Origin of the sequence: Saccharopolyspora phatthalungensis, assembly GCF_014203395.1 — a bacterium.
Classification (GTDB): Bacteria; Actinomycetota; Actinomycetes; order Mycobacteriales; family Pseudonocardiaceae; genus Saccharopolyspora; species Saccharopolyspora phatthalungensis.
On sequence record NZ_JACHIW010000001.1, the window covers coordinates 99,054 to 110,833 of the forward strand.

Genomic DNA, 11,780 nt, shown 5'->3' on the forward strand with positions numbered 1-11,780 from the left:
GCGCCCGCAGGCGTGCTACACGCGTCCGGACCGTTCGCTCATGGCGCCCACCGTCGACCGTCGTGCGCCGTGGCGTTTTCACGCGAGACCGACGATCCTGGTGCGGAGCTGGCGACGATTTCGCGCAAAAACGGCCCCCTGGCAACGAACACGGCCCCAGGCAACGAACACGGCCCCAGGGCAACCCGAACAGTGCAGTGGGTGCGCGCCCAAGGTGATCTATACCGCAATCAAGGTTCCTGGACGAGGAACTATAATTCGCTTTCGTTCGGTTGCCGAAGCCCTGAGCACGCCAGTATTCCGCCAGTCCGTACCTCGGTCGGCATACGCCCGCCGCGTTCAGGCCGCGTCCCATTCAATAGCAGGATTTGACGGAATACTCGAACCGAGCGGTGAGTGCGCTTTCGAGCGGAGTGGGGGCTGTGGGAGGTTCCGTGTTGACAGAGTTCGCGGTCGCGTTTTCGGGGGAATGGGCGCCTTTGGAGGGGGTGGGGGCTGTGGGAGGTTCCGTGTTGACAGGGTTCGCGGGCGCGTTTTCGGGGGAATGGACGCCTTTTGAGGAGGTTGGGGCTGGGGGAGGTTCCGTGTTGGCATGGTTCGCGGGCGCGTTTTCGGGGGAATGGGCGCCTTTGGAGGGGGTTGGGGCTGTGGGAGGTTCCGTGTTGGATCGGCCATCCCCGCGATCGGTGGAGTGTGGGGGCTGTGTTCCGGAGGTCAAGCCCGGCCTGGCGGCCGCCTCTTCGAGGTTTCAGGCTTGACATCCGGCCCACAGCCCCGGTTCGGCTTTATATCGCGGGGATGGCCCCGGACTGGGCTGGCGCAACCGGCAGGTTACGTTGCCGGGTTGGCGGATTCGGCCGTGGCTGGGACTGGTGCCGGTCGGCTTGGGGTTGTTCCGTAAGGCTTTGATCGGTCGTGCTGGCGGGCGCCTTCGGCGTGTCGTGGAGGGTTTTTGTTGCTGGGTGGGGGTTTTCGGGGTTTTGGTGGGGGTTTTCACCTGATCAAGCGATGCTGAAATGGGTGCGAATGGGTGTTCGAATCTGGGAGAATGGAGGCATGGCACCGTTGACGGACACCCAGGACGCGAACGTGGAGATGATGTCTTCACGGTCGTCTGTGGTGTCGTGCTCGGATGCCGAGCTCATCGCCCGCATTCAGCGCTGTGAGCAGGCCATGCGGATGGCGATGATGGAGCAGTTGCAGGTCATCGCCGAGGCGGACCGCCGAGGACTGCACGCCGAGCGTGGCGCGAGGTCGATGCAGGTGTGGTTGCGGGAACTGCTTAATATCGACCACTGGGACGCCACAACCCGGGTGACGGTCGCCCATAACGTTGAGGACCGGGCCTCGCTGTATGGCGAGACGATGCCCGCCGAGCTTCCCCAGACCGCCGCGGCCTTGTCGGAAGGGGCGATCAGTCTTGAGCATGCGCGGGTGATCGTGGCGGGCATTCACCGGCTGCCCGAGTACGCCCGTTGTCACCGGGTGGGGGAGGTCGAAGCGACCCTGGCCGGCTACGCCCGCCAGATGCCGCCGCGTGAACTGGAGACAATCGCCGAACGAATCAGGTATCTACTCGACCAGGACGGCGCCTACCAGGACGAAGCCGACCAGCACGACGCTCGGGAACTGCACTACGCGACCGCCCGGGACGGGATGACGGTCATCAAGGCCCGGCTGGACCGCGAGACCGGCGCGAAATTCGTTGCGCTCATCGAGCCGCTGGCCGCCCCGTGCCCGGAGGTCGACGGGGAGAAGGATCCTCGCAGTGTCGGGCAGCGCAATGCCGACGGCTTCGCCGCGTTGCTCGATCTTGCCACCGACTCCGACGGGGTGCCGCGTGCCGGTGGGCAGCGGCCGCACCTGACGATCGCCATCGACTTCGAAGATCTCAAGCGCGGGCTGGGTTTCCTCGATGAGCAGGGTATGCCCGGCACGCTGAACACCGGGCGTGCGATCACCGCCGAGAACGCGCGGCGCATCGCCTGCGACAGCGAAGTACTGCCCATGGTTCTCAACGGCGACGGACTGCCTCTGGAGGTCGGCCGGGCCAGGCGAACCGCACCCGCGCACCTGCGCGCCGCGCTGCTTCAGCGCGACGGTGTCTGTTCGTTTCCCGGCTGCGACCGGCCGCCGGGGACCCCCGACGCGCACCACCTCGTGAGCTGGATCGATGGTGGCCCCACCGAACTGGCCAACATGACAATGCTATGCGGCCACCACCACCGGACCGTGCACAGCCAGCGGTGGGAGATCCAGATGCGCGAGGGCAGACCCGTCTTCATCCCACCGTCCACCGTGGACATCGACCGAAGACCGCGACCAGGCGGCAAGGCGCTGCCTGCCCAGCACCGCGAACACCTCCGGGACCTCATCCCCACCCAGCGGGACCCGGCGGGCGAATCGTGCCGCTCGCGTCCCGAAGCGGCGGTCAGCTGACCGGCGCCCTGGGCTTTGCGGCTACCACGGCCGCAGCCAGCCGCCAGGAGGCATTCGTACCACTGCGGCGCAGTGCCCGGCGGGCGTTACCTCTACTTCGGCGGGGCTGCGTCCGCATCACCTGGCGCGCGTGGAGGCCCGGACGACCAGCTCGGGCTGGAAGACGATCTGTTGGCGCTCCGGGCGTTCGTCGCCGCCCGAGGTTTCGGCGATGAGGATCTCCGCCGCGGTGCGGCCCAGTCGGGTGGCCGGCTGGCGGACCGAACTGAGCGGGACCGCGGCGGCGCCGGCGAACTCGATGTCGTCGTAGCCGACGATCGCCATCTCCTCCGGGACCCGCACGCCCGCGCCGACCATCGTCTGAAGCACCCCCATGGCCAGCAGGTCGTTGGCGCAGAACACCGCCGTCGGCCGCGGGCTCATGCCGAGCAGCCGCGCCCCGGCGTCGCGTCCCGAGGGCACGTCGAGCGCGACCGACTCCAGCACGGAGAGTTCCACACCCGCCCCGTCGAGCACGGATCGCACCCCAGCCTCGCGGTCGCGACACTGGTCGAGGATCGCCGGCCCGTTGACAAAGGCGATCGTGGTGTGCCCGGTGTCCAGGAGATGCCGGGCCGCCAACGCGCCCCCGGCCACGTCGTCGACGGACACCGAACTGGCCTCGTCGGTCGGCACCTTGCGGTCGACGAAGACGTACGGGGTCCTGCTGCGGCGGAAGCTCTGCAGCGTGTCACCGGAGGTATCGACCGGGCTCAGCAGCACCCCGCGCACCCGCTGCTCGGCCAGCATCGCCAGGTGCGACTCCTCCCGTTGAGGTTGCTGACCACTTTCGCAGACGATGACGGCGAGGCCTTCGGCCTGCGCCGCCTCCTCCGCGCCGCGTGCGAGGTCGGCGAAGAACGGGTTTCCCAGGTCGAGCACCAGCAACGCCATGATCCGGCTGCGGCCGGCCCGCAGTTGGCGTGCGGATTCGTCGCGGACGTAGCCCAGTTCCTCGATCACCGCCAGCACCCGCATCCGGGTCGCGGCCGAGACCACGTGGGGCCGGTTGACCACATTGGACACCGTGCCGATGGAAACTCCGGCCCGACGGGCCACATCCTTGATGCCGACCATGTTCACCCTGCCCCGCGACTCTTCGAGAGCCTACCATTAATGAAACGATTCAAAACGGCCGCGCGCGCAATCACGTCCGCCATAAGCCATCGAGGCCGATGCCGTCACCGGACCGGCCGTGGAGGCGTCTCGGGCCGGACGCACCGATAGCGACCTCGGCGTTTTCACCGCACAACGGCTCGCGGCGACCTACCTTGCCCGGTAAAACGATTCACCAACTCCGGCGAGCGCAAGGGAATTATTTTTCTACTGTGCCGGTCCGGTGGTTGATACGTTTTACCCCGCCGGGTCAAACTTGTGTCGTGCAAGCGACTGCTGGTGCGCCGGGTGCGCCAAGGGCTCTGGTCGGCACGGGATGTCGGAGGCGTGCGCGAGAATGACCGTCATGGGTGTGGCCAGCAGTCGGTTCTTGCGGATGGTGGACAAGCTCGCCGAGGTCGAGTGTGCCGAGGCGAGGGACTACACGTCCTTCAGCGTGCGCGGCAAGCGGTTCGGCTACTACTGGCCGCGGACCAAGACAGTCGGGCTGAAGCAGACGCTGTCCGAGCAGATCGCCCTGGTCTCCGAGCGACCGGACGTGTTCGAGGTGCAGTTCACGGCCGGCGGCTTCGGCTGGGTCGTCGTGCACCTGCCAAAGATCGACGCCGACGAGCTCACCGAGCTGGTTTACGAAGCGTGGCGCTTGTCCGCCCCCGAAGCCCTCGTCGAGGAATACCCGACCCCCTAGGTGGCTGGTGTTTTGGGTTGCTAAGGATCGGGGTGTGTCGGTGTTCCGTCGGGGTGATCGTTTGGCAGGATGTCGGGGGTGACGTTGGGACGCGCGCCGCGGCAGGGTGATCTGCTGCGATCGACGGTGGATTACTGTGAGGGCCGGGTCGCGGCGGGTTCGATTTATGGGGTGTTGCATCGGGAGTGCTTCAGTCTGTTCCCGGATGAGATGTTCGCGGATCTGTTCACCGATGTGGGTCGCCGGTCGGTGCCGCCGATGATCGTGGCGGTGGTGATGGTGTTGCAGCGTGTCGAGGGCCTGTCGGATCGGGAGGCGGTGGAGCGGTTCGCATTTGACACGCGCTGGAAGTACGCCGCCGGTGGCCTGGATTTCGACTATCCGGGGTTCGTGCACACCGTGCTGGTGGACATGCGGGCCCGGTTGGCCCGCTCGGCTCGGCCGGACCGGATCTTCGAGACGGTGCTGGATGTCGCGCGTCAGGCGGGTCTGGTCGGGTGCAGGAGGGTGCTGGACTCGACCCCGTTGTATGACGCGGTCGCGACGATGGACACCATCACCCTGATCCGCTCGGCGATCCGTGGTCTGCTGGCCACCGCTGAGGCCGGACTGGCCGCCCGGTTGCGGGCGGTGCTCACCTCCGGAGATGACTACGCCGGAGCGGGCAAACCCCTGATCGACTGGGACGACCAGGCCGCCCGGGAGGCGTTGATCGACTCCCGGGCCCGGGACGGGTTCGCGATGCTGACCCTGATGGAAGGCCAGAAGTGGACCAAGTGCGTGGATGAGGCCGCGCGCCTGCTGGCCACGGTGCTGGGCCAGGACCTGACCGAAGACAGCGACGGGGTGTTCCGGATCGCCCGCCGGGTCGCCCCGGACCGGGTCATCTCCACCGTCGATCCCGAAACCCGCCATGGCCACAAAACGCAGGCCCGCGGTTTCGACGGCTACAAAGGACATCTCGCCATCGACCCCGACAGTGAGATCGTCACCGCCACCGAAGTCACCCCCGGCAACAGCGGCGACGCCGAGACCGCCGAGACCCTCCTGTCCGACATCCTGCCCTCCGAAGCCGAAGCCGAAGCCGAAGCCGAAGCCGAAGCCGAAGCCGAAGCCGAAGCCGAAGCCGAAGCCGAAGCCGAAGCCGAAGCCGAAGCCGAAGCCGAAGCCGAAGCCGAAGCCGAAGCCGAAGCCGAAGCCGGGGATGAGGGTCAGGCCGCGGTATATGGGGATGCGGCCTATGGGGCGGGGGAATTGCTGGAAAGGCTGGACGAGAATGGGATCCACAATGGGCTCAAGGTGCAACCGCCGGCTGCGGTGAAAGGCCATTTTCCCAAGGACCGTTTCGATATCGACCTTGAGCAGCAGACCGTGACCTGCCCGGCCGGGCATACCGCACCCATTCGCGCCCGTGAGCGTCACGCTGGGGCGGCCAACTTCGGCGTCGTGTGCGCCACCTGCCCGCTGGCCGCACAGTGCACCACCGCCAAGACCGGCCGCACCATCACCATCAGCCCCCACGAAGCCGCACTGGCCGCCGGTCGTGCCCGCCAGACCGACCCCGCCTGGAAGGCTGACTACCGCGCCACCAGGCCCAAAGTCGAACGCAAGATCGGCCACCTGATGCGCCACCGCCACGGCGGACGACGGGCCCGTGTCCGAGGACTGCGGAAAGTGGCCGCTGATTTCTCGCTGCTGGCCGCCGCGGTCAACCTCGCTCGACTGGGCGTGCTCGGGATAACCCGCAAGGCAGGCGGATGGGCCGTGACGACCGCCTGACCAGACCAACGCCCAGCCCATCACCAACACCACACGTCCTCCCCACCGATAACCGGCACACGCGACACACAAACCCACCGACCACACTCGAAAACGATCGGCAATCACACCCACCGCCCGCCACGCTAAGACCAGAGCAAACACCTCAAAACCCCGTTCGACACCAGCCACCTAGAGCGGGATTCGAAGTGGTTTGCGTCGCGCCTCGATCACGGCCGGCGCTAGAGCTTGCCGCGCGACTGGCGGAAACGGGCGTTTGCCTCGTCGACATCGACGATCGGTGCCGGATAGCCCCGGTCGGCGAGTTCGTCGGCGCTGATCCGGTGCGGCTCGTGCAGCGCCCGCACCGGCAGGCCGGACAGCTCGGGAACGTACTTGCGCACGTAGTCGCCGTTCGGGTCGTACCGGGCCGCTTGGCGCATCGGATTGAGCACCCGGTTCGGCCGGGTGTCGGTGCCGGTGCCGGCCACCCATTGCCAGTTCATGTTGTTGTTCGCGATGTCGCCGTCGACCAGCAGGTCCAGGAAGTGCTGCGCGCCGAGCCGCCAGTCGAGGTGGAGCGTCTTGGTCAGGAAGCTGGCGGTGATCAGCCTGGCGCGGTTGTGCATCCAGCCTTCCCACGCCAGTTGACGCATGCCGGCGTCGACGATCGGGATGCCGGTCCGGCCGTCCCGCCACGCCTGCAGGGCTTGCGGGTCGTGCCGCCACCGGTCCTGCCTGGGGCGGTAGTCGCGGTGGCTACAGGCTGGCCGGGCGGCCAGCACCTGGTGGTGGAACTCCCGCCAGGCGAGTTGGCGGACGAAGTCCCGTTCCGCTTCGCTCGGCCCGCATTGTTCGATCAGCTCCACCGGCGAGATGCAGCCGAAGTGCAGGTACGGCGATAACCGCGAGGTCGCGTCGCCGGCCAGGTCGTCGTGGCCTTCGGAGTACTCGCCGATCCCGGCGTCGAACCACTGCCGCACCCGGTCCCGGGCGCTGCGCTCGCCGCCCGAGGGCAGCCGGGGCGACACGTCGCCGGCGCAGAGCTTCGATCGCGCGGGGAGCCGGCTGGTGCGGATGCCGCTGGGCAACCGGATCGCGCGCGGGGGCGCCAAGACCGGCCGCAGCGGGAACTCGGCCCACCTGCGGAAGAAGGGGGTGAACACCGCGAAGTGGTCGTTGCCCACCGGAACGACCCGCCCCGGTGGCTGCGCAGTGATCACCGCGTCGTGCACGTGCAGGGAGCAGTCCCGCTCCGTCAAGGCGTGGTGCAGTTCTTGCTCCCTGGTGAGCGCACGGGTGCTCACATCGCGGGCGATGTGGACCTCGGTCGCGTGCTGGGAATCGACGAGCTCGGCCACCTCGGCGACGGGGTCGCCCCGTCGGATGACCAGCTTGCCGCCGAGGTCGCGCAACGACCGGTCGAGGTCGCGCAGGCAGTCCAGCAGGAAGGCCATCCGGTTGGGCCGGTTAAACCTGCTCGAAAGCACCTGCTCGTCGAAGACGAACAGCGGGACCACGCGGTCGGCCTCGGCGGCCTGCCGCAGGACGGGGCTGTCATGCACCCGGAGATCGCGGGTGAACAACGAGATCGCTGTGCGCACTGGACTTCCTCGACATCGTGACTGTTTGCACAGGTTGAGCACCGGTTCATCGCAACCCGGTTGAACGTCCTGGGCCGGGTCACCGCGCCGAGCGCGGTCCCAGTGTTGCACTCGGGCGCGGTTCGTGCTCCCGTGTGCCTGTTCGGTCCTATGTGGACGGTCTGTACGAAGATCCCGACTTCAGGCAAAATCGGCCGACGTCGGTGCGAAACCTGTGTTCGACTGATCCCGTTGGCGATCCGCGCGTTTGAGGAGTGAGTGCCCCGCCCCTATGGTTGTGGCGTGTCGTTGTGCTTGGTGACCGGCGCGACCGGCTACATCGGCGGGCGGCTGGTGCCTCGCCTGCTCACCGAAGGGCATCAGGTGCGCTGCCTGGTCCGCAACCCGGAGAAACTGCGCGACGTGCCGTGGCGAGACCAGGTCGAAGTGTTTCGCGCCGACCTCCTGGACGCCGAATCGGTCCGCGCCGCCTGCACGGGCGTCGACGTCTTCTACTACCTGGCGCATTCGTTGACGAGCCGGGATTTCGCCGCACGCGACCGGCGGTCCGCGCTGATCAGCGGGCAAGCCGCCCGGGAGGCGGGCGTGGCGCGCATCGTGTACCTGGGCGGCGTGCATCCCGCTTCCGGAAGGCTCTCCGAGCACCTCCGCTCGCGCGCCGAGGTCGGCGAGATCCTGCTGCGCAGCGGCGTGCCCACCGCGGTCCTGCAGGCGGCCGTGATCATCGGCTCGGGGTCGGCCAGCTTCGAGATGTTGCGCTATCTGACCGAACGGCTGCCGGTGATGGTCACGCCCCGCTGGGTGCGCAACCGCGTCCAACCGATAGCGGTGCGGGACGTGCTGCACTACCTGGCAGCAGCGCCGCAGCTGCCCGCCGAGGTCAACCGGAGCTTCGACATCGGCGGTCCCGACGTGCTGACCTACGCGGAGATGATGAACGGGTACGCGGCCGTGGCCGCTTTGCCGAGGCGGCGGATGCTCCCCGTTCGGGCCCTCTCACCAAAGCTCAGCTCACATTGGATCAACATCGTCACGCCGGTGCCCTTCAGCATCGGCGCACCGTTGATCGAGTCGTTGATCAACGAGGCGGTGTGCTCGGAGCGCGACATCGACGACTACCTCGCCAGGCCCGAGGGCGGGCTGACCGGCTACCGGCGGTCGGTGGACCTCGCCCTGCACAAGATCCGGCAGGGCGAGGTGGCGACGAGGTGGTCGGACGCGTCCCCGGGCGATGCTCCGGCCGATCCGTTGCCGTCGGACCCGCAGTGGTCCGGCGGGACCGCGTATCGGGACGTGCGCGAGCACTGGACGGACTCTCCGGTGGCGGACGTGTGGCCGGTGATCGAGGGGATCGGGGGCCGCCACGGCTGGTATTCGTTCCCGCTGGCGTGGGCCGTGCGGGGATGGGTCGACCGGTTGGCCGGCGGTGTCGGGCTGCGTCGCGGACGGCGCGACCCGCGCCGGCTGCGGACCGGGGACGCACTGGACTGGTGGCGCGTCGAGCGGCTCGACGAAGGCCGTTTTCTCCGGTTGCGCGCCGAAATGAAGGTGCCGGGACGGGCGTGGCTGGAGATGTCGGTGCGGCCCGGGGATCCACACGGGACCCGCTACCGGCAATGCGCGATCTTCACCCCGCACGGGCTCGCCGGGCACGCCTACTGGTGGGCGGTCGCACCGTTCCACGGCCTGGTCTTCGGTGGCATGGCACGCAACATCCTCACTACCGCCGAGAAAAAAGCGGCACAACGAAACCAAGGACCCGCATAACCCGTTTCAGCGTCCAGTTCGATCTGCTTGACGCTTTCCCGCGCGGACCCGCCAAATCCGCGGCGAACCCGCGTCGATGGCGAGGACTTTGGGACTTGACGTGACAGAATGCTTCAGGGTGTCCGCGCGCGAGTGGACGCACCCGGATAGGAGGGCTGCGCTGGTGCGCCAAGCTGATCCGCTTTCCCCCGAGGTCCTTGACGACCTGGAGGCGGGCATCGGGGCGCTGCTGGTCGTGTGGGGACGCAGCACCGAGCGCATCAAGCCGAAGGTTTCGGCGTCGCAGCTCCGAGCCTTGGTCGTGGTGGACCGGCATGACGCCATCACCCTCACGAGCCTCGCCGACGAGTTGGGCTCGATCCCGTCCGTGACGAGCCGGCTGTGCGACCGGCTCCAAGCCGCCGGCCTGCTCGTCCGCGCCGCCAGCGCCAGCGACCGACGCGAGGTCATGCTCCGGCTTTCCAAGGACGGCCGCCGACTCCTCCGCCAGTTCCGGCGGGAACGCCAGGCCGACATCAAGGAAGTGCTGGGCGCCATGAGCCCACGAAGCCGCGGTGCGCTGCTCACCGGTCTGGGCGCCTTCTACGCGGCCGCGACGGAGCTCGGCCTACCGGACGAAGAACCCGCCTGATCATCGCCACCGCGCCACGCTCCATGCGGCCGGCACGCTGCTCGACCGGCGCTCGGCCGACCGAGTGGCATGGCCCGGCATGCTCACCATGTCTCGCTTTCCTTGTCCTAACCCAACCCGCGACGAAATCCTGAGGCGACCACCGCGCCTGCTTCAAGATCACACACCTTGATTGAAGTCGATTACGCGGTGGTCGCTCCGGTTAGCACTGTCCGGCTCAGGACCACAGTGTGCGACTGACGAATTTGCCGCAACTAGGTACTGATCACATACCCGAGCAATTGGAATTTCGTACGGAACGGCGGTACCCGACATAGTCGGATCGAGCAGCCGTCCCGCTGTTGGCTACGCGCTATTCGCCGCTAGGGCGCAGGCCGGCTTCGCTCGCCCGGAATTATGTCCAGGTGGTCTTGGCTGGTGTGACGCTTCTGTCTTTGATCTTAGCGGTCGTGACCGCGTCGTTCTTGAGTTGCTTCTCCGATACGGCACCGTCGGCGATCTTACTCTCATCCACGGCCTTGTCGGCCAGCTTCTCGGTCGTCACCGAATTGATGGCGAGCTTGTCGCTCCCGACAGCGCCGTTGTTGATCTTTTCAGCGGTCACCGCGCTATTAGCGATATGCATGCTTTGAACCCCGCCGACGGCAATCTTTTGACCCGCGACAGCGCCGTCCGCAAGCTTGATCTCCGTCACCGCACCATCCGCAATCTTCAAGGTGGAGACAGAGTTGTCCGCGAGCTTGGCGCCCGTCACCGCATCATTCACGATCTTCGACGTGGAGACAGAGTTGTCCGCAAGCACGGCCTCCGTCACCGCCTTCTCCGCGATCTTCGAGGTGGAGACAGAGTTGTCCGCAAGCTGGTCCTTCGTCACCGCATCCTTCATGATGTGCGGGGTGGAGACAGAGTTGTCCGCAAGCTTGGCCTCCGTCACCGCATCATTCACGATCTTGGGGGTGGAGACAGAGTCGTCCGCAAGTTGGGCCTCGTCCACCGCCTTCTCCGCGATCTTCGAGTTGGTGACAGAATAGTTCGCAAGCTCGTCCTTCGTCACCGCCTGACCCGCGATCTTCGAGGTAAGGACAGAGTAGTCCGCAAGCTCGGCCTCCGTCACCGCACCCTTCACGATCTTCGAGGTGGAGACAGCGTTGTCCGCAAGCTTGAGGTTGGTCACCGCACCATCATAGATCTCCTTGGTGTTGACGGCCTTCTCCCCGATCTTGTCGTTAGTGACCGCATCATTGACAATCTTGGCGGTCGTCACCGAACCATCCTTGATCTCCTTGGAAGTGACAGCGTTTTCCGCAATCTTCTCGGTTGTCACCGAGTCAATGTCGAGGCTAGCCGCCTTGAGCGGGAATTTAGCTTCGAGGGCCCTTACCCTCGCCTCAAGATCATCCTCCGCACCTCGACTGAGTCGATCGACCTCGCCCCTGAGATTGTTAATCTCGGCGACAGCTTCATTCCAGTCGCTGGTCGTAACGGACTCGCCCTGACCCTTGGTGGACAACGGGTAGGTTCTGGTGTGGTTTGACATTTTTTCCCCTAATGTCTTGATGATGATGAATGACGTGAACGACTGCGGAGCAATATCGCTCGCACCCAATCGTCGCGGCGCCAGACAATGATCGCTCGCCGAGCCTTTGCAACTAACTCAATCGAAGGACATTCTTGATCGGCCGGACGGAATTATGCACCCCGAGTAATCGTAAACCGATATCAATCCGCCGACGTTCGA

Annotated in this window: 8 protein-coding genes; 5 read left to right on the top strand and 3 right to left on the bottom strand. The window is 66.5% G+C overall.

The window, feature by feature from the left end; all coding sequences use genetic code 11:
- The first annotated feature begins 1,056 nt into the window (after positions 1–1,056).
- Positions 1,057–2,439, top strand: coding sequence for an HNH endonuclease signature motif containing protein (locus BJ970_RS00370; protein ID WP_184722034.1), 1,383 nt, complete (start codon positions 1,057–1,059; stop codon positions 2,437–2,439).
- A 117-nt stretch (positions 2,440–2,556) separates the two neighbouring features.
- On the opposite strand, the gene BJ970_RS00375 is transcribed toward BJ970_RS00370, so the two are convergent.
- On the bottom strand, positions 2,557–3,555 hold the full coding sequence (locus BJ970_RS00375; protein WP_184722037.1) for a LacI family DNA-binding transcriptional regulator: 999 nt from the start codon (positions 3,553–3,555) through the stop codon (positions 2,557–2,559).
- Positions 3,556–3,940: 385 nt separating this feature from the next.
- Here BJ970_RS00375 and BJ970_RS00380 point away from each other — a divergent pair, with 385 nt between their 5' ends.
- Both BJ970_RS00380 and BJ970_RS00385 read left to right on the top strand, forming a co-directional pair.
- Entirely contained in the window at positions 3,941–4,282 is a 342-nt protein-coding gene (locus tag BJ970_RS00380) for an MmcQ/YjbR family DNA-binding protein (RefSeq protein ID WP_184722040.1), read from the top strand.
- Between the two features lie 78 nt (positions 4,283–4,360).
- A complete protein-coding gene (locus BJ970_RS00385; protein ID WP_446689076.1) occupies positions 4,361–6,061 on the top strand; it encodes a transposase in 1,701 nt (566 codons plus the stop codon).
- Between the two features lie 221 nt (positions 6,062–6,282).
- Here the strand turns inward: BJ970_RS00385 and BJ970_RS00390 are convergent, their stop codons facing one another.
- Positions 6,283–7,644 carry a cryptochrome/photolyase family protein gene (locus BJ970_RS00390; protein ID WP_184722047.1) on the bottom strand — a complete coding sequence of 454 codons (1,362 nt, stop codon included), beginning with the start codon at positions 7,642–7,644 and terminating at the stop codon, positions 6,283–6,285.
- Between the two features lie 282 nt (positions 7,645–7,926).
- On the opposite strand from BJ970_RS00390, the gene BJ970_RS00395 reads away from it, so the two are divergent.
- Both BJ970_RS00395 and BJ970_RS00400 read left to right on the top strand, forming a co-directional pair.
- Positions 7,927–9,411, top strand: coding sequence for an SDR family oxidoreductase (locus BJ970_RS00395; RefSeq protein WP_312864044.1), 1,485 nt, complete (start codon positions 7,927–7,929; stop codon positions 9,409–9,411).
- Between the two features lie 118 nt (positions 9,412–9,529).
- Positions 9,530–10,042: a MarR family winged helix-turn-helix transcriptional regulator gene (locus BJ970_RS00400; RefSeq protein ID WP_312864045.1), complete on the top strand. Its 513-nt coding sequence runs from the start codon at positions 9,530–9,532 to the stop codon at positions 10,040–10,042.
- A 394-nt stretch (positions 10,043–10,436) separates the two neighbouring features.
- On the opposite strand, the gene BJ970_RS00405 is transcribed toward BJ970_RS00400, so the two are convergent.
- Positions 10,437–11,648 carry a hypothetical protein gene (locus BJ970_RS00405; RefSeq protein ID WP_184722053.1) on the bottom strand — a complete coding sequence of 404 codons (1,212 nt, stop codon included), beginning with the start codon at positions 11,646–11,648 and terminating at the stop codon, positions 10,437–10,439.
- Between the last annotated feature and the right edge of the window lie 132 nt (positions 11,649–11,780).

Bases quoted from the DNA above. Each gene is read 5' to 3' on its own strand.
- BJ970_RS00375 (WP_184722037.1), bottom strand. From the start codon at position 3,555: ATGGTCGGCATCAAGGATGTGGCCCGTCGGGCCGGAGTTTCCATCGGC.
- BJ970_RS00370 (WP_184722034.1), top strand. From the start codon at position 1,057: ATGGCACCGTTGACGGACACCCAGGACGCGAACGTGGAGATGATGTCT.
- BJ970_RS00380 (WP_184722040.1), top strand. From the start codon at position 3,941: ATGGGTGTGGCCAGCAGTCGGTTCTTGCGGATGGTGGACAAGCTCGCC.